This is a genomic window from Gordonia sp. NPDC127522 (assembly GCF_042672305.1).
Lineage (GTDB): Bacteria > Actinomycetota > Actinomycetes > Mycobacteriales > Mycobacteriaceae > Gordonia > Gordonia hongkongensis.
This window is the reverse complement of record NZ_JBHXVK010000013.1, coordinates 56928-74224: the sequence shown is the minus strand read 5'-3', so window position 1 is coordinate 74224 and position 17297 is coordinate 56928. Positions and strand designations below refer to the sequence as shown.

General features: G+C 68.3%; 17 protein-coding genes. 11 read left to right on the top strand and 6 right to left on the bottom strand.

All coding sequences use genetic code 11. The features are described 5' to 3' along the window. Nucleotides 1–10 precede the first annotated feature (10 nt). From ACFVHY_RS18190 to ACFVHY_RS18180, 3 genes are all read left to right on the top strand, one after another. On the top strand, nt 11–1207 hold the full coding sequence (locus ACFVHY_RS18190; protein WP_390274377.1) for a lipase family protein: 1197 nt from the start codon (nt 11–13) through the stop codon (nt 1205–1207). A gap of 44 nt (nt 1208–1251) precedes the next feature. Continuing rightward, nucleotides 1252–1920: a GAF domain-containing protein gene (locus ACFVHY_RS18185; RefSeq protein WP_390274375.1), complete on the top strand. Its 669-nt coding sequence runs from the start codon at nt 1252–1254 to the stop codon at nt 1918–1920. A gap of 131 nt (nt 1921–2051) precedes the next feature. Further along, nucleotides 2052–3545, top strand: coding sequence for a sugar transferase (locus ACFVHY_RS18180; RefSeq protein ID WP_390274373.1), 1494 nt, complete (start codon nt 2052–2054; stop codon nt 3543–3545). A gap of 22 nt (nt 3546–3567) precedes the next feature. On the opposite strand, the gene ACFVHY_RS18175 is transcribed toward ACFVHY_RS18180, so the two are convergent. Both ACFVHY_RS18175 and ACFVHY_RS18170 read right to left on the bottom strand, forming a co-directional pair. Beyond that, nucleotides 3568–3708, bottom strand: a complete 141-nt coding sequence (locus ACFVHY_RS18175; RefSeq protein WP_390274371.1) for a hypothetical protein — start codon at nt 3706–3708, stop codon at nt 3568–3570. Nucleotides 3709–3966: 258 nt separating this feature from the next. After that, nucleotides 3967–5409, bottom strand: coding sequence for a PLP-dependent aminotransferase family protein (locus ACFVHY_RS18170; RefSeq protein ID WP_390274369.1), 1443 nt, complete (start codon nt 5407–5409; stop codon nt 3967–3969). A gap of 191 nt (nt 5410–5600) precedes the next feature. Here ACFVHY_RS18170 and ACFVHY_RS18165 point away from each other — a divergent pair, with 191 nt between their 5' ends. From ACFVHY_RS18165 to ACFVHY_RS18130, 8 genes are all read left to right on the top strand, one after another. Continuing rightward, nucleotides 5601–6713 carry an endonuclease domain-containing protein gene (locus tag ACFVHY_RS18165; RefSeq protein WP_390274367.1) on the top strand — a complete coding sequence of 371 codons (1113 nt, stop codon included), beginning with the start codon at nt 5601–5603 and terminating at the stop codon, nt 6711–6713. Continuing rightward, nucleotides 6695–7375 (top strand): MarR family transcriptional regulator, encoded by a 681-nt coding sequence (locus ACFVHY_RS18160; RefSeq protein ID WP_390274365.1) that lies wholly within the window; start codon nt 6695–6697, stop codon nt 7373–7375. The genes ACFVHY_RS18165 and ACFVHY_RS18160 overlap by 19 nt, the downstream gene beginning before the upstream one ends. A 4-nt stretch (nt 7376–7379) precedes the next feature. After that, nucleotides 7380–10766: a helicase HerA domain-containing protein gene (locus ACFVHY_RS18155; RefSeq protein WP_390274363.1), complete on the top strand. Its 3387-nt coding sequence runs from the start codon at nt 7380–7382 to the stop codon at nt 10764–10766. A 46-nt stretch (nt 10767–10812) separates the two neighbouring features. Beyond that, nucleotides 10813–12249 carry an AIM24 family protein gene (locus tag ACFVHY_RS18150; protein ID WP_390274361.1) on the top strand — a complete coding sequence of 479 codons (1437 nt, stop codon included), beginning with the start codon at nt 10813–10815 and terminating at the stop codon, nt 12247–12249. A 193-nt stretch (nt 12250–12442) separates the two neighbouring features. Further along, a complete protein-coding gene (locus ACFVHY_RS18145) occupies nt 12443–12685 on the top strand; it encodes a DUF4262 domain-containing protein (protein WP_390274359.1) in 243 nt (80 codons plus the stop codon). Between the two features lie 523 nt (nt 12686–13208). Then, the gene (locus ACFVHY_RS18140) at nt 13209–13721 is read left to right on the top strand and encodes an HNH endonuclease (RefSeq protein ID WP_390274357.1); all 513 of its coding nucleotides are present in this window, start codon (nt 13209–13211) and stop codon (nt 13719–13721) included. 407 nt (nt 13722–14128) lie between these two features. Then, nucleotides 14129–14581: an SRPBCC family protein gene (locus ACFVHY_RS18135; RefSeq protein ID WP_390274355.1), complete on the top strand. Its 453-nt coding sequence runs from the start codon at nt 14129–14131 to the stop codon at nt 14579–14581. A gap of 269 nt (nt 14582–14850) precedes the next feature. Next, complete coding sequence (locus tag ACFVHY_RS18130; protein ID WP_390274352.1) at nt 14851–15306, top strand: SRPBCC family protein; 456 nt, start codon at nt 14851–14853, stop codon at nt 15304–15306. 107 nt (nt 15307–15413) lie between these two features. Here the strand turns inward: ACFVHY_RS18130 and ACFVHY_RS18125 are convergent, their stop codons facing one another. Genes ACFVHY_RS18125 through rplN form a run of 4 tightly spaced genes read right to left on the bottom strand, consistent with a single transcriptional unit; the run spans nt 15414 to nt 16901 of the window. Beyond that, complete coding sequence (locus tag ACFVHY_RS18125; protein WP_004019490.1) at nt 15414–15599, bottom strand: type Z 30S ribosomal protein S14; 186 nt, start codon at nt 15597–15599, stop codon at nt 15414–15416. Nucleotide 15600: 1 nt separating this feature from the next. Further along, a complete protein-coding gene (rplE, locus tag ACFVHY_RS18120; RefSeq protein WP_004019491.1) occupies nt 15601–16212 on the bottom strand; it encodes a 50S ribosomal protein L5 in 612 nt (203 codons plus the stop codon). Nucleotide 16213: 1 nt separating this feature from the next. After that, nucleotides 16214–16531, bottom strand: a complete 318-nt coding sequence (gene rplX / locus ACFVHY_RS18115; protein WP_005197643.1) for a 50S ribosomal protein L24 — start codon at nt 16529–16531, stop codon at nt 16214–16216. A 1-nt stretch (nt 16532) separates the two neighbouring features. Next, nucleotides 16533–16901 (bottom strand): 50S ribosomal protein L14, encoded by a 369-nt coding sequence (rplN, locus tag ACFVHY_RS18110; RefSeq protein ID WP_004019493.1) that lies wholly within the window; start codon nt 16899–16901, stop codon nt 16533–16535. Nucleotides 16902–17297 lie beyond the last annotated feature (396 nt).

Here is a 17297-nt window from a genome sequence, read left to right as displayed (position 1 = left end):
GTCGCGGCGCGTGGGGCGCCCGTCTGCGACCGTGCTCGTGGCCGTCCTGCTCGTCACAGCACTGCTGACCGCCGCCTGTTCGGCCTCCGCGGGCCCTGCGTCTGACGATGCGTCGCAGAGCTTTTCGGCACCGCCAGGGGCGTCGGCCGGCGACCTCGTGGGATCACCCACCCCGACCGACGCCTACATCTCGCTGCGGCGCATCGTGGACCGCACCGTCCGGTTCCGCTACCTGTCCACCGACCCGGCCACCGACCGGCTGGTCCCCGTCTCGGCCGCCGTGTTCGTGCCGCGCGGCCGGGCACCGGCGGGCGGATGGCAGATCCTGGCGGTCGGACACCCGACCACCGGCATCGCGGGCAACTGTGCCCCGTCCCTGCACGGCAATCTGCTGGGCACGATCGGCCTCATCGCGTCGCTGCTCGATCAGGGATTCGTCGTCGTCCAGACGGACTATCGAGGGCTGGGCACACCAGGACCCCACCGTTACCTCGACCCGGCGCCCGCCGCGAACGACATCATCGACTCGGTGCGTGCGACGCGGATGATCGTCGACGGCACCAGCGATCAGTGGTGGGGCTTCGGGGTGTCGCAGGGCGGGCACGCGGTGTTCCACGCCAACGAGATCGCGGCGACCTACGGTCGCGGTCTGCGACTGCGCGGGACGGTGAGCATGAGTCCCGCGCTCGACGTCGCGCCGCTGGCCGACGCGATGGATGCCGGCACCCTCACCCCGGAGCAGATCGCGTTTCTCCCGCTGGTCCTGACGGGATTGAAGGCGATCCATCCCGAACTCGTCATCGACGACTACGTGCACGGACCGCTGCGTGAGGCGTTCGGCGTGCTCCTGGAGTGCAACGACGCCGCGATGGTCCAGAAGCAGGCCATCGTCGAGGAGGTGCGACCGGAGGACTATCGCCCGGTCGACGACGCGGCCACCGACCGCCTCCGGACGTGGCTGCGCGAGGTGAGTCTGCCCCAGGGGCGGGCTTCGGCCCCGATGCTCGTCGCCTACAGCGACGCCGACGACGTCATCCCGGCCCCGTGGACCGCGGGAGCCATCGATCGGGGATGCCGGCTGGGCGATGCGATCACCGCGATCGAGGTCCGCGGTCAGCCGCACGGCATACTCGACATGGGCTCCGCGGCGACCGACTGGGTCCGGGTCGTGCGGTCAGGACAGCGTCCGCCGAACACCTGCGCGTGAGCTGTGTGCCGGCCGGGTCGACCCGGGCAGCGAGAGGAGTGACGATGAGTTCGAACACCGAGGACGGTGCGAACACCGTGAACCCCGTCGACGACCCCACTCCGGATGGCGAGCCGACCTCGGACCCCGCCCAGCTCGCCGCACTCTTCGACACGTCACCCGAGGCCGGCGTGCACGCCGTCCTCGAAGCGGTGCGCGGGCGCAACCCCGACATGGCCCGCCCGCTCCGCACGATCCTGTCCGATCCGGAGCGGATGCGCGCGCTGAAGGACAGCGGCCTGCTCGACGACCCGCCGACCCACAGCCTCGACGAGACGATCCGGCTCACGATCGATGCCGTGGGCGTACCGCACGTCGCCGTCAACCTCATCACCCCCGAGGAGCAGGTGACCGCGGCGATCGCCTTCCGGTCCGGGAGTCCCGACGGTCCCAGCACCCGGTCGCTGGTCGACTCCCTCTGCGTCCTCCCGGTGGTCAGCGGTTCACCCCTCATCATCGACGACATCGCCGACCACGCGCTCCTCGCCGACCACCCGACCGCCGTCAGCGGGGAGGTGACCGCCTACCTCGGCATCCCGCTCGCCGACGACGACGGACATGTCATCGGCACGTTCTGCGCGTGGGATTCGGAGGCGCATCACTGGTCGACCGCGGAGGTCCAGCTCATGTCCGATCTCTCGATCCTGGTCCAGGAGCTCATCTTCGGGCGATGACACGAGCGCGTGCCCTCGTGACCTGGCGGTGAGCATTCGGTACCCAACACGTGCCCGGTAGGCGCATGCGGGACCGCCGCGTACACCTACAATCGTCGGGACGGGGGGCTGTTCTTTCGGATGGAGTGGACTTGTCGACCCGTGTATCGCAGGCCGAGATCCCGCAGACGACGATGCGCGCGCCGGTGTCCTCGCCGCCCAGCGGCCGGCGCACCTTCCACGAGCTGATCCGCGACGATCCCCTGAGCACGATCGTGACCGTGTCGATCGACGTGGTGTCCGCGACGATCGCGCTGGCCATGGGGATCTGGTGGGTGAACAGCGGCAGTGGAGCCAACCCGCCGTTGTGGACGCTCGTCCTCTTCGTGCCGATCCTCGTGATCGTCTTCTCCTTGCGCGGGGTCTACCGTCGGGGGCTCAACCGCCGGTTCCTCGACGAGGTCGGCCGGGTCATGACCGGATGCACGATCACCGCGATGATCCTGCTGTGCTCGCTGCTCCTCTCCTACTCGGACGACAGACCCGGCGCCGCGGTCACCAAGGTGTGGGTGTCGGCGCTGTTCTGGGTTCCGTTCGGTCGTCTCATCCGCGACATCATCCAGCGGAGCCTGCGCAAGAACGGTCATCTGCTGTCCCCCACGCTGATCATCGGCGACGGGCCGATCACCGCACAGGTGGTCGGCCGCATGGTGGCCGCGCCGGAGCACGGTCTCCGGCCGGTCGGCATCCTGGCCGCCGGCGCGCCACCCCGCGCCGATCGGGACGAGGGACCGACCAACGAGATCGCGCAGCTCGGCGGGGTGGACGAACTCGACGAGGCGATCCGGGCGACCAGGGCCGAAGTCCTGGTCGTGGCCTTCGCGGTCACCAATGTCGAAAGGCTCACCGCCGCTGTCCGTATCGCCCACCGGCACGGGGTGAAGGTGTGGATCGTGCCGCGCATGTTCGACGTCGTCGGACGCCGCAGCCGGGTCGACCACATCGGCGGGCTGCCCCTGATGTCGGTCCCGCACACCAACCCGCGCGGTTGGCAGTTCCGAACCAAGCACATCGGGGACCGGGTGGTGGGAGCCCTGATCCTCGCCGCGATCTCACCGCTGTTCCTCACGCTCATGCTGCTGGTCCGGTTGAGCTCGCCGGGCCCGGTCTTCTTCGCGCAACCGCGGGTGGGTCGCAACGCGCGGGTGTTCAACTGCCTGAAATTCCGCTCGATGCGGCCCGAGGACCCCGCCGCGGAGAAGTTCCGGCCGACCGCGGGCAGCGCGCCCGGCGGCGTCGAGGGCGTCGACCGCCGCACCAGGATCGGCAAGATCATGCGCTCGACGTCGATGGACGAATTACCCCAGTTGCTCAACGTGATCCGCGGGGACATGAGTCTCGTGGGTCCACGCCCGGAGCGTCCCGAGTACGTCTCGCTGTTCGAGGTGCAGATCCGGCGATACGGCGAGCGACACCGGGTGAAAGCCGGGGTCACCGGCTGGGCACAGGTACACGGCCTGCGTGGTCAGACCTCCATCGCCGACCGTGCCGAGTGGGACAACTACTACATCGAGAACTGGTCACTCTGGCTCGACGTCAAGATCCTGCTCCTGACCGTGCTCGCGGTGCTCAAACGGGCGGAATAGCCGCGGCCACCCACCCGCCTCGTCACATCGTCGGACGTCGGGTGTCGTACGCGGGGCGATACGGCACCCGTCCCCGCTCGTCCCGGATGGTGACGATCAGCGTGCGGGCGACAACGGCGAGCAGGACGATGCCGCTGACGATCGCGAAAAGTAGTGCGGTCATGGCGACCTCCTGACGCCGGAACATGGTGTGCCGACATTCAATCGCCGATCACAACCTGGTGGTAGATGCCAACCGCGCATCCGTGGACTCAACTGCCCGCCCATGGTGACGCGACTCCGCCGGGCGGCGCCACTGATTTTCTCCGGCGGGCCGGTGCCGGGGTCCGGCGACGGTATCGCCGACGGACAGCATCATTCCGGCACACCGCCGAGAAGTGCGGTGCGGCAACGACACGCAGTCCTCGACGGTCGGTATCTCTCACGCCGGGCGCGTCAACGCGTCCGGCGCCCCCGGGCGATCAAGTGATGCCCATACGTCCCGCAACACGTCGACGCCGGCGGCGAGGTCGTCGGCATCCTCGGTGAACGGAACGCGGATGTAGCGTTCGTGCGCCCCGTCGACGCCGAACTTCGGTCCGGCGCTGATCCGCACACCTCGATTCAGGGCGGCGGCCGCGAGCGCGGAACTCAGCGGCGCCCCGAGGCCGACCCACATCGCCAACCCTCCGTTCACGTCGGGGATCTCCCACTCCGGCAGATGTTTTCGCAGAAGTTCGGTGAGCGTGTCCCGGCCGGTACGAAGCTGCGCGGAGCGAACGGCGAGCAGGTCGTCGTAACCGGCCAAGACCTCGGCGGCGATCTGCTGGTCGATGATCGGCGAACCGAGGTCACCGGCGGGTCGCCGTCGGACGATCCGGTCGACGATGTCCTCGTCGGCACGAATCCAACCCACCCGCAATCCACTCCACACCGTCTTGCCCAGCGACCCGATCGTCACCACCGGCACCGAGGACCTCACCGGCGCATGCGCGGCGAACGGGAAATGGTCCGTCCGACGATCGATGTCGAGCTCGGCAGTCGTTTCGTCGACGAGGAGCGCGGTCCCGGCCCGGCGCGCCGCGTCGGCGAGTCGCTCTCGGTGGGCGGACGGCATCGAGGCGCCCGTCGGGTTCTGGAAATCCGGTATGCAATAGGCCATCTCGGGTCGCAACCGGTTGAGGATCTCGAGGAAGTGGTCCATGTCCCAGCCGGCCGCGGTGACCGGCGTCGACACGAGCCGTCCGCCGGCCTCGGCGATCGCCTCGTAGGCGTGCGGATAGGTCGGGGTCTCGACGACCACCCGGTCGGCTCGTCGGAGCAGGGTCCGCGCGACGAGTGCGATGGCGTGCTGCCCACCGAGGGTCACCACGATCTGCGCCGGGGTCGTGGGCAGTCCGCGATCGGTGTATCGTTCGGCGATTCGTCGGCGTAGCAGCGGATCGCCCACCAGGTCGAGTCCGGGCCGGCGCAGCAGGTCGGGCACGTTGCCCGTGACCCGCTCGATGATCGCCTCGAGACCGGGCACCGGTTCGGGAACGGCGTGCGCGAAGTCGATCTCGGCAACCGCGCCCGGCCCCCTCCGCGGGAGCATCGCGACGGAGCCGGATCCCCGGACACTGACCAGATAGCCGGCCTCGCGCAGCGCTCCGTACGCCGACACCACCGTGGTCCGACTCCGCCCGAGCGCATCGGCGAGAATTCGCTCGGCGGGCAACCGCGTGTACGTCGCGATCCGGCCGTCGACGATGAGGAGCTGGATGCGGGCGGCGAGTGCCGCGTAGGCCGCGTCGCCGCTCTCCCACTCACCGAGCAGCGTGACGAGTTGCTTCACCCCGAGGTTCGAGCGAGCCACCGGCCGGCCGATGGCTCGCGGTGCACCCACAGAATCCTCCTCACCGGCCGACAGGGTCGAACGACGCCCTGCGGCCGTCGCCGTCCAGTCAAACGCAGTGCCCGCTGGCACCACAAGGTCCAATCCGCGGTCGGTGGACTGCCATCGAGCGGTGGTGGCGGTCCGCGGATCACCCGTGACCACCGGGCGGCTGTCGGGTTCGGGCGATATCGTCGGCGTCGATGAACATCCGCCCGTCAGCTCTCGACGCGGCCGTGCGTCCCGGTCACGTGCTACGTGTCGATGACGTCGACGGCCTCGCCCTGGCCGACCTCGTCGACTCGGTCTCGGCTGACCTACCGGTGTTCCTGGACCACCGCGGACCCGGCGATCGCACCGCCCGGGAGGTCGTCCGGGAGGTCCTCGACGCGCTCGAGCACATCGTCGTCGCCCTCTTCCCGGCCTGGCTGCCGGGCCATGAGCCGGGTCAGCCGGTCGACGCCGACGACGCCGAGGTGACGGCACGCCTGCTGTGCCGGGACGCCGGCTTCCCGTCGCCCGCCGTCATCCATCTGGCCCGTGCGGCCGCCGGCGCGCGACGTCCCGGCCCCGGCCCCGCCGACGACGCCCGGGCGGCCGCGCTGACATTCCTCTTGCGACGGGGATACGGACGCGGTTCCGTGGTCCTGGCCGTGCGCGCCGACACCGCGTTGGCCGAGCGGGCCCAGCATGCGGCGGCCGCCGCGTACGAATGGCTGGCCGACCACGCCGACCTCACCGTGTGGCTCACCGCCGACGCCCTGCCCGCGGTCACCAGGGTGCCGGCCATCCGGATCGGAGTACCCGCGGGGCGGTGCCCGCCGTCTGGTCCGGCGGAGGCGCTGCACGATCCGTCATCGGCCGCGGCGAGACCCGTCCTCGTCGCCTCCCGTCCGTCGGGGAGACCGGCACCGCACAGCGAGGCCGAGCAAACCCTCGAACGCGCCCTCGCGCGTGCACTGTGGGCTCGCGACCGACAGTGGAACCGGAGTCCGCGCGACCTCGATCCGCTCCACCCCGCGGTGATCGTCGACCTGCTGTGGCCGAATGAACGCGTCGTCGTGGAGGTCGACGGCGCGGATCATCGCGGCCCGGTAAAGTACGCGCGAGATCGACGTCGCGACAACATGCTTCAGCGTGCCGGGTACCTCGTTCTGCGTTACACGAACGACCACGTTCTCGACGACACGTCCCTTGTCGTCGCAGAGCTGGCCGCCGTGATCGCCGAGCGCCCCCGACCACCGGCACCGTCCCGACCGACGCCCGCCCGACCCCCTTCGACCCGCGAGGAGCATCCGTGGACCACGCCCAGCTGACGCCGATCCAGAGTGCGGCGCTGTTCGTCCTGCTGGCCGAGTCCCGGGAACTCTCCAACCCGGAGCTGAAAGAGTTCGGCGCCGCGCTGGACAAGCCGGCCCGCAACCATCTCAACGCCCTCGGCCTCGTCGACTCGCGACTCGGCGCGCGCCGCGCGTACTTCCACACCCTGACCGACCGCGGGTGGGCCTGGTGCGCGGCCGAACTGACATCCGAGCCACCGAAGAGATCGACCGCACCGACGAAGGCCATGTACGCGGTCCTCGCCGGCCTCGCCCGGTACCTCGACGACGAGGACCTCCGTCTCCACGAGGTGTTCGGCCGCCCCCGACGCCCCACCCACGAGGAGCCCGGGACCCCGATCGCAACGGCTGCGTCCGACCGGGCGTCGTCCACCGTCGATCCCCGCGAGAAGATCGCGGTCGCCTACCGGGCCCGGGCCGTCACGGCGGGCGACTTCGTCCTCGTCACCGACCTCCGCGCCGACCTGCCCGGGATGAGCGACGAGGTCTTCGACGCCACGATGGTGGAGTTCCAGCGCGCGCCCGGGGTCAGCCTCATCCCACAGGAAGACCAGGCGTTGCTGACTCCGGCCGACCGGGCGGCCGCGGTGACGGTGGGCACGCAACCGTGCCATTTGTTCGCGATCGAGGAGAGCTGATCCGATGGACGCCGACGCCCGTCACGCACTGGAATCGATCCGCCTCAACTGGGCCGACACCCCCGACGACGTGTGGGGCACCGCCGACCCCTTCCACGTCGGGGGCCTGCACGAGGACACCATCGTCGACATCATCCGTTCCTTCGACGACGCCCGTCGTTCGCCGTCGGGGAGTCCGATCGGGGTCACGGTGCGCGGCCCGGCCGGATCCGGCAAGACCCATCTCCTGGGCCGGGTCCGGCATCGTGTCCAAGAGGAGGGCGGGTACTTCTTCCTCGTCAAGCTGCTCGACGCCACCGACTTCTGGCGTTCGGTGCTCGTGGCGATCATCGAGGATCTCGGCCGACCGACGCCCCGCCACCGCTCGCAGCTGAATCAGCTCCTTCACCGTCTCGCGATCGACGCCGGGGTCTCGGACGGGACACGCGCCGCCGTGACCGGCGGCGCGCCGCTGACACCCGCGGCCCTCGATGACTTCGTCCACGGCGTCTACACCCGCCACTCGCGGCACCGGCGCCGGTCGCAGCACATCCTGCGTGCGCTCGTACTGCTGGAGTCCGACGACTTCGCGGCCAAAGACCTCGGCGAGGCGTTTCTGCACCTGGACATCGACGACGCGGAGGAACTGGCCGCCTGGGGCATCCGCAATGCGCGCCTCGGTTATCAGGAGATCGTCGAGAACATCTCGCGGATCATCGCCTTCGACGATGCGGCGGTGCTCGCGATCGACCAGATCGACACCCTGATCGAGGCCGGCAAGACCGCCGAGCCGGGCGAGGAATCGCAGGTGGAGAAACTGGCGCACGGCCTGATGTCGGTGCGCGACACCATGAGTCGGACCACATGTGTCGTCTCCTCGATCACCGCCGCGTGGGAGTACCTCGCCGGACACGTCATGCGATCGGCGGTCGACCGGTTCCGGTTGCCACCCACCCTGCAACGGCCCGCGAGTGCGGACTTCGGCCGGCTCCTGCTCGCCAGGCGTTTCGCGCCGGGTTTCGCCGGCGTCGGATTCACGCCGCCCCATCCCACCTGGCCGGTCACCGACACCGCGCTGACAGCGGCCACCGATTACACCCCGCGCGAGCTGATGGTGACCGTGGACCGCCAGATCGCCGCGATGCTCCGCACCGACACGTTCGCCGAGATCACCGACCTCTCCGGCGCGACGGCCGACCAGGGCACGCTCCCCCTGATCAACCAGTCCCGCACCACGACAGACGTTCCTGACTCGGGGGCGTCCGCTCGGGGGCGCTCGTCGTCTGCGGGGTCGTCGTCTGCGGGCTCGTCGTCTGCGGGGTCGTCGTCAACCGACTCGTCGTCGACGACCACCTCGGACAATCCCGCGTTCGCGAAGCTCGACCAGCGGTACGCGGAATTGATCCGGCGTGCCGACCCGCTACCCGCGTTGGTACCCGACACCGAGGACCGGATCGTCCCCTCGCTGCTCCACGCCGGATTGGCGACCTGGATCCAGGCACTGTCCCGCGACGCCGACCGCTGGCAGCTCGATGCCCGGCCGGGACCGAAAAGTCCGCTGCACGGGCGGATCCGACAACTCGTCGACCCGAACCGGGACATCGAGCAGTCCTGGAGCTTCCGCGCCATCGCGGCATCGAACGCGCGTGCCGTCCAGACGCGCCTGTCGAGCGCGACGACGACCTCCGGTTTCACCCTCGGCGACATCGAACGCACCCTGGTGATCCTGCGTCGAGATCCCTGGCCCACAGGCCCCAAGACCCGGCAGATGGTCGAGGAACTGCACGACCGAGGCGGACGGGTCGTCGCCTGGACCGAGCAGGACATCAAACGGTTGAGTGCCCTTGCGCAACTGCGTGCCGAGCGGCCCGCTCATCTCCGGGAGTGGATCTCCGCCCGGAATCCGGCTGCCGAGATCGCCTTCCTCACCGACATCCTGGGCCCCGCACTCGAGGCGCCGGCGCCACGCTTGCAGTCAACGGATTCCGCGGCAACCTCTTCGGACACGCCTGCCAAACGCCACGAGCCCGGCACCGCGGACGAACGCTCGACCACGCCGCCACCCCGCGAGACGACGACGGAAGAGTTCCGGTCCACCGACCCTCGGTCGGGAACGGCGGGGTCCGACACCGCCGAATCGTCGTCGCGAACCACACCCGCCGACGAACAGTCGATCACCCTCGGGCGAAGTGTCGCCACCGGCGAGGCGGTGACCGTCTCGCTGCTCGCCCTGCGCAAGCATGTGGCGCTGTTCGCCGGATCCGGTTCGGGGAAGACGGTGTTGATTCGGCGCATCGTCGAAGAGGCTGCCTTGCAGGGAGTTTCGTCGATCATCCTCGACGTGAACAACGACCTCGCACGCTTGGGGACACCGTGGCCGGACGACGACCCGCGTCCGTGGACACCCGACGACCGCGACCGTGCCAAGCGCTACCTCCACGACACCGAGGTCGCGGTCTTCACCCCGGGTCGGGCATCGGGGCGGCCATTGAGTTTCCAACCGCTACCCGACTTCAGCACGGTGGCGGGCAACCCCGACGAGTTCCGTGCCGCGGTCGACTCGGCAGTCGGCGCCCTGATCCCACATGCCCGGGCCACCGGGACCAGCGCGAAGGCCTACCGACAGCAAGCGGTCCTGCAGCAGTCCATGGAAGCCTTCGGACGTCGCGGCGGCGGCACCCTGCAGGCATACGTCGGATTGCTGACCGAACTGCCCGACGACGCGAGCACCCTCGCCGACGCCCCGAAGCTCGCCGCCGAACTCGCGGAGAACCTCAAGGCCTCGATGGCGATCGATCCGGTCTTCGGGGGTGACGCCGCCCCGGCCGACCCCGGGTATATGCTCACTCCCTCACCGGGTTTCCGGGCCCGGGTGTCGGTCGTGAACCTCGCCGGCCTCGGCACCGACGACCGGCGGGCCGGTTTCGTCAATCAGCTCCAGATGGCCCTGTTCGCCTGGATCAAGAAGAATCCGGCCGCCGACCGGCCGCTCGGCGGACTGCTCGTCATGGACGAGGCGCAGAACTTCGCCCCGTCGACACGAATGACCGCGGCTTCCAAGAGCACGAGCGCGTTGGCGTCGCAGGCTCGTAAGTACGGTCTCGGTCTCGTCTTCGCGACCCAGTCCCCCACCGGGATCGACAACAAGATCTCGGCCAATTCCTCCACCCAGATCTTCGGGCTCCTCAACCATCCAACCCAAATCGAGCGCGCCAAGGAACTCGCCAGCAACAAGGGCAGCAGGATCCCCGACATCGGCAAACTACCGGCGGGGACGTTCTACATCGCGAGCGAGGGCGGGCGTTTCACCAAAGCCGAGACGCCGCTATGTCTCACCTACCACCCGTCGAGCCCGCCGACCGAGGACGAGGTCGTCGAACTCGCGCGCTCCACGACACCGCGTCCGCGTTGACGGGCGGACCAGACTTCGCCGACGCCCGGAGCCGATGGTTGGCACAATGGGTACCGTGCTCACGCTGACCGCCGGAGAGAACCGTCCGCTACCGTCGGCGTCCGTGACCGTCTCGGTGCACTCGGCATCGCCGGTCAACACGTCGGCGATCCTGCTCACCGATGCCGGTCGCGTCCGCTCCGACGCGGACCTCGTCTTCTACAACCAGCCCAGCGGCCCCGGCGTCGGATACCGTTCTGCCGGCTCGGCCGACATCATCTCGGTCGACACCGCCGCGCTGCCTCGGGAGATCGCGACGGTCGTCGTCGCGGCGAGCCTGGACGGGACCGGGCCCGCGAGTTTCGCGACCGCGGGTGCCCTCACCGCGACGCTGACCGGCGGCGGCACGGAACTGACCTTCAGCCCCTCCGGTCTCACCAGCGAAGCGGCCGTCGTATGCCTCGAGATCTACCGGCGCAACGACGTCTGGAAGGTTCGTGCTGTCGGCCAGGGATACGACGCCGGGCTCGCGGGCCTTGCCACCGCCTTCGGCATCGAGGTCGACGACGAACCCGCGACGCCGCCTTCCGGTCAGCCTCCGCGAGTCACCGATCCGCAGCCCTGGCCGCCGGCCGCGTCGACGCCAACCGCACCGTCGCCGACACCCGAACCACCGGCCCCGCAATGGAATACACCGTCCGCGCCGCCGCCTCCACCCGTCCCGCCCCGGCCTCCGGTCACCGCCCAACCACAGGGAGTTCCCATGCACAGCGATCTGTTCGCGCCGTCCCACGCCGAGGTCACCGGGCAGGGCATCCAGAAGCAGGGCAGCAAGATGTGCCGGGTCGGGCTCGCCGGTGAGGTCATGGCCCGCACCGGCTCGATGGTGGCCTACCAGGGCAACCTGAAGTTCGAGGCGCTCGGCTCCGGAGGTCTCGGACGGATGATGCGTCAGGCGATGACCGGCGAGGGCGTCCCGCTGATGAAGGTCACCGGACAGGGCGACCTGTTCCTCGCCGATGCGGCGTCGGACGTGCACCTCATCGATCTCGACGGTTCCGACGGCCTCACCATCAACGGCGCCAACGTGCTCGCCTTCGACTCCTCGCTGTCCTATGACATCGCCCGCGTGCAGGGTGCCGGCGCGATGAGCAACGCCGGACTGTTCAACTGCGTCTTCACCGGGCGCGGCCGGATCGCCATCACCACCGACGGCACTCCGGTCGTGCTGAACGTCGATGCAGCGACCTATGCCGACCCGCAGGCCGCGGTCGCCTGGTCGTCGAGCCTGCGCACCTCGGTGAAGTCCAATGACTCGTTCAACCTCGGCACCCTGATGGGACGCAGCACCGGCGAACGGTTCACCCTCGAGTTCTCCGGCCGCGGGTTCGTCGTCGTGCAGCCGTCCGAACTCCCGCCCGGCGGGTTCGTCGGCGGGACCGGTGGCGGCGGGTCGGCCGGGTCAGGGGCCGGCGGCATGTTGGGTGGCATCCTCGGCCGCTGACGAGGCGGAACTCGGACGTCTCCCGAGTTTGTTGGTGCCGACTGCTCTACTACGGTCCACCTTCGAACACCAGGAGCGAGCATGGCCCAGCACTTCTCCGATCTGCGGGGTCTGCCCCGCTGGCACCCCGACCCGCTGATACGCGAGACGCTCGACCGCATCCGGCGCTGCGGCTGAGCGGTGACGGCCGTCAGTGACGAGTGCACGTGTCACTCTCCCGAATGGCGAAGCACCGGACTGCTCCTTCGCGTACACCACCTGCCTGCGCTTACACGACCTCCCCGAGTTGGCGGTGCACGGACTGGATGCACGAACGAGTGCATCGGTTCTCAGCGAGCTGGGCAGCGTGTTCCACACCTATGCCTGGCACTCGATCGTGTCGAATTCGGTTCCGATACAACTGGATTCATTTGAGGTTCCACGTCCACCCTGTTGATCACAATGGGCGCAGCACCCGCAATCGCGCACCGCTGGTTGCGGATCGGCAACGCACACGCGTGGCTCCGTCGGTTACCCGGTCACACCGCCGACGGCGCGATCCCCGGCGAACACGCCGATGCCGTCGTGAGCGGCATAGCTCATGTCGGGCGTCGAGCACCCGAGCATGTCTGCGCCGAGGAACGAGCAGAGGTCGAGCAGACCCTCATCGCGCAGGCGATGTCCGGCGCCACCCCTGCCGAAATCGCCCAGAAGGCACGGGAACTGGGCAATGAGTATGCGGTCGGGACCGGCGGCCTGCCTGCTGGCGAGGACCGCACCATCAACGATTTCACTGTGACCCCGACCCCAGAAGGCCGGGTCAGTGTGCGCGGCGATCTCGACACGGTCATCGGCGAAAAGCTCATCGCGGCAATCGAATCTCTGAACACTCCGAGGCCTGAGCCCGACGGCTCCGACGACTCGCGGACCGCCGGGGCCCGCAACGCAGATCTCTGGAACTCATCCTCGATGCCGCGGCGGTGGCCGAGACCACCCTTGCCACCCCACCCAAGACTCACGTCAGCGTGCTCCTGCCGGCGGCTGCCCCGGACAAGGCCAGCCTGTTGTGGCTGGATTCGATCAGCCCCACCACCGCATCCCTCCTGGCGTGCGACTCCTCTGTCACCGACGTGGTCATCGACGGCGACACCGTCCCCCTGCAGATGGGCACTTCGAGACGACTGTTCCCCGCGCATCTGCGTAGAGCGATCATCGTCCGCGACCGGTGCTACATCAAGTGCGGTGCGCCGGCGGGCCGCACCCACGTCCACCACATCCAGTTCTGGAGCCACGGCGGTTCCACCGATCTCGACAATGGATGCTTGCTCTGCCCGTCCTGCCACGCCCACATCCATGCCGGCCAGTGGGAGATCATCATGGGGCGCGATCGCCACCCATGGCTGGTCCCACCCGCATCGATCGATCCGACCCGAACGCCGTTGCCGGCATACAATCGCCGCACCATGACTCTCGATGACCGGGCCGCAGCCTGATCCACCTCGGTGGTCGATGACCGACTCGTATCGGCGAACGGCCGGAGAGCCCGAGCGCCTGATACTTCTGAAGGCGAATCCGTCGAGGGACGACGCCCCGCGTAGCACCTTTTCGCACCGATCCGTCGGAGCGCGCATGCCCTTTGAGAACTTCATATTGTTCACGCCCGACCTGTGGTGCGGGTGAACTGCGTAAGGCCCCACCTCCCCGGTGGGGGGTGGGGCCTTACAGCGCGACTGTCAGGCCAGTGCGAAGTCACCAGCTCGACTTCTGGCACACCCGGCAAGTCGACGTCGCGACTGGGTGGCATCCGTGGGTGCTGAGCCCCAACGGGATTCCGTAGCGAGAAATGCTGCCATAGTTCGCTTTTCGCCATGCAGTCCGGCGGGCGGGTAACGTCGACGTCATGCCCGAAGCCAGTGCGACCGTCCTCGTCCGACAACCCCTCACCACGGTGTGGGAGTACTGCCTCATCCCGGAGCACGTCGCGGCGCTGACGCCCGGCGTGGTCGGCGTCGAGACCGTCACCGACGGGCCGGTCTCGGTCGGGACCGTCTGGCGCGGCCAGATGAAGGGGCTCGGCCGCGCTGTCGACTGGACCGGCGAGTTCACTCGGGTGGATGCGCACACGGCCACCGAGTTCTCCTCCACGGAGTCACCGCTCGAATTCGCCATCTCGGCCACGTTCGCGGAGGTTGGCCGCGGCGTCGAACTCACCTACCGCATCCGCAACGCCGGGGTCGGCGGGGCGGTCGGGAAGCTCGCCGACGCGCTGGCGATCCGCGCGTATCAGCGGTCGCTCGCCGCGAACGCGAAGAAGCTGCCGCGCCTCGTCGACGAATGGGCCGCCACCCACTGACGAAGAGGCGGCCGAGGAGTGCGGTGTCGGGCATCAGCCCACGAGCGTCGATCTCCGACGGACATAACCTCGAGAACGACGTAGACGAAAGTCTTTGTTAGACATACGAATCGGGGACAAATCGGACGTAGCCTTCGCGGTCGACGGGGAGTACTCTGACCGGCGGATGCATCTCGTCCGGACCGTGATCACCACCCGCCCCGAGACGGTGTGCGGCGTGGGCCCCGGCCCTGCCGTCCTACAATCGTTCGCACACAAGGGATTTCGTCATGCCCGAATCCAGCGCATCCGTCACCGTCAAGCAACCACTCGAAACCGTCTGGGAGTACATGTCCACTCCCGAACACACCACCGCATACCTACCGGGAACCGTGGAGGTCACCCCGCTGTCCGATGGGCCACTCGCCGTCGGTACGCAGTGGAAGGGCAAGACGGCCGTCCTCGGTCGGACGGTGGACTGGCGGGGAGAGTTCACCCGCGTCGACACCTGTAAGGAGACGGAGTTCCAGACCGTCGAAGCGCCGTTCCCGTTCACCACGCACATCTCTTTGGAGGAGACCTCCGACGGCGTCCGGGTGACGTGTCGGATCACGTCCTCGACCGGTTTCGGCGGGGTGTTCGGCAAGATGGCCGACCCCATCGTCAACCGCATCTATCAGCGTTCGCTCACCGCGTCGATCGAGAGCATCCCCGATCTCATCGACGAGTGGCTCACCCAGCAGTGACACGACAACGGCCCCACCTCGCCGAAGCGAGATGGGGCCGCTGGGGAATCGGTAGCACGAATGCGCTCCATGAGCGCATTCGTGCTACGAAATCCGTGAGGTGAGAGTCACCAGCTGGACTTCTGCACACCCGGCAGCTCGCCGGCATGTGCCATGTCGCGCAGGCAGATACGGCACAGGCCGAACTTGCGGAACACCGAGTGCGGGCGGCCGCACTTGTTGCACCGGGTGTAGGCCCGCACGGCGAACTTGGGCTTCTTGTTGGCCTTGTTGACCAGAGCCTTCTTTGCCATGTCAGTTGTCCTTAACGTTGTTGTCCTTGAACGGGAAGCCCAGGGCACGCAGCAGCGCCCGGCCTTCGTCGTCCGTGGTGGCCGACGTCACGACGGTGATGTCCATACCGCGGGGCCGGTCGATGTTGTCGATGTTGATCTCGTGGAACATCGACTGCTCGTTCAGGCCGAACGTGTAGTTGCCGTTGCCGTCGAACTGACGGTCCGACAGGCCGCGGAAGTCGCGGATACGCGGGAGGGCGATGGACACGAGGCGGTCCAGGAACTCCCACATGCGGTCGCCGCGGAGGGTGACGCGCGCACCGATCGGCATGCCCTCGCGCAGCTTGAACTGTGCGATGGACTTGCGAGCGCGACGGATCTCCGGCTTCTGGCCGGTGATCTTGGCCAGATCCTCGACGGCGCCGTTGATCAGCTTCGCGTCACGGGCGGCGTCGCCGACGCCCATGTTCACGACGACCTTCACGACGCCCGGGATCAGCATCACGTTGGGGTATTCGAACTCTTTGTTCAGCGTGTCCTTGATCTCCTCGCGGTAGCGAGTCTTCAGGCGCGGCTGGATCTTGTCGGCGGAGCTTGCGGAGCCGCCGTTCACAGTTTCAGTAGAGGTCATGTCAGATGTCCTTCCCGCTCTTGCGCGAGATCCGGACCTTCTTGCCCGTTTCCTCGTCGACGCGGTAGCCGACGCGAGTCGGGTTGCCGTCGGAGTCCACGACCATCACGTTCGAGACGTGGATCGAGGCTTCCTGGGTCACGATGCCGCCGGAGGAGGCACCGCGCTCGTTGGCCGACGCGGCGGTGTGCTTCTTGATTCGGTTGACGCCCTCGACGAGGACACGCTGGGTCTTCGGGAAGGCCTGGATGACCTTGCCCTTGGCGCCCTTGTCCTTGCCCGAGATGACGATCACGGTGTCACCCTTGTGGACCTTCATGTCAGATCACCTCCGGTGCCAGCGACACGATCTTCATGAACTTCTTCTCACGCAGCTCGCGGCCGACCGGGCCGAAGATGCGGGTGCCGCGGGGGTCGCTCTCACCCTTGAGGATGACGGCGGCGTTCTCGTCGAAGCGGATGTAGCTTCCGTCCGCACGACGGCGCTCCTTGGTGGTGCGCACGATGACGGCCTTGACGACCTCACCCTTCTTGACGTTGCCGCCCGGGATGGCGTCCTTGACAGTGGCGACGATGACGTCGCCAATGCCGGCGTAGCGCCGCGAGGAACCGCCGAGCACGCGGATGCACAAGATCTCCTTGGCACCGGTGTTGTCGGCGACTCGCAGGCGGGATTCCTGCTGAATCACTCGTTAGTCTCCTTGACCTGGCTTCTTATGTACGGCGGATTTCCGACCCGACGCACACGGTCCGTTGCCATCGAACACACGCCTGCCTGGGGTTTTGACCAGGTTGTGACACCTGAGCGGTCCGCCCCAGTGGGTTCGTGAGCCGACTCGCGACACAGCGGTGCCGCAGGCAACCCCACAAGTGTAGGGGAATGCCCAGGTCCGGGCCAAATCGATGGCCCCGGCGACCGCGCGGGGTTTCGGAGGACGCCGGGCCGGGAAAGTTTTTCGCGCACTGACCCATCTGGGGTGCACCGCCACGCGAAGCACCCATGAGACGAGATCGACCAGACACAAGCCCGTCCGGCGAGCAATCAGTGCGAGCCGGAAGGGAGCGAAACACGGGGGGCGTGTCAG

Excerpts from the sequence above, each read along its gene's own strand:
- ACFVHY_RS18130 (WP_390274352.1), top strand. The coding sequence starts at position 14,851 with ATGCCCGAATCCAGCGCATCCGTCACCGTCAAGCAACCACTCGAAACC.
- ACFVHY_RS18165 (WP_390274367.1), top strand. The coding sequence starts at position 5,601 with ATGAACATCCGCCCGTCAGCTCTCGACGCGGCCGTGCGTCCCGGTCAC.
- ACFVHY_RS18155 (WP_390274363.1), top strand. The coding sequence starts at position 7,380 with ATGGACGCCGACGCCCGTCACGCACTGGAATCGATCCGCCTCAACTGG.
- rplE (WP_004019491.1), bottom strand. The coding sequence starts at position 16,212 with ATGACCTCTACTGAAACTGTGAACGGCGGCTCCGCAAGCTCCGCCGAC.
- rplX (WP_005197643.1), bottom strand. The coding sequence starts at position 16,531 with ATGAAGGTCCACAAGGGTGACACCGTGATCGTCATCTCGGGCAAGGAC.
- ACFVHY_RS18135 (WP_390274355.1), top strand. The coding sequence starts at position 14,129 with ATGCCCGAAGCCAGTGCGACCGTCCTCGTCCGACAACCCCTCACCACG.
- ACFVHY_RS18185 (WP_390274375.1), top strand. The coding sequence starts at position 1,252 with ATGAGTTCGAACACCGAGGACGGTGCGAACACCGTGAACCCCGTCGAC.
- ACFVHY_RS18175 (WP_390274371.1), bottom strand. The coding sequence starts at position 3,708 with ATGACCGCACTACTTTTCGCGATCGTCAGCGGCATCGTCCTGCTCGCC.
- ACFVHY_RS18125 (WP_004019490.1), bottom strand. The coding sequence starts at position 15,599 with ATGGCAAAGAAGGCTCTGGTCAACAAGGCCAACAAGAAGCCCAAGTTC.
- ACFVHY_RS18150 (WP_390274361.1), top strand. The coding sequence starts at position 10,813 with ATGGGTACCGTGCTCACGCTGACCGCCGGAGAGAACCGTCCGCTACCG.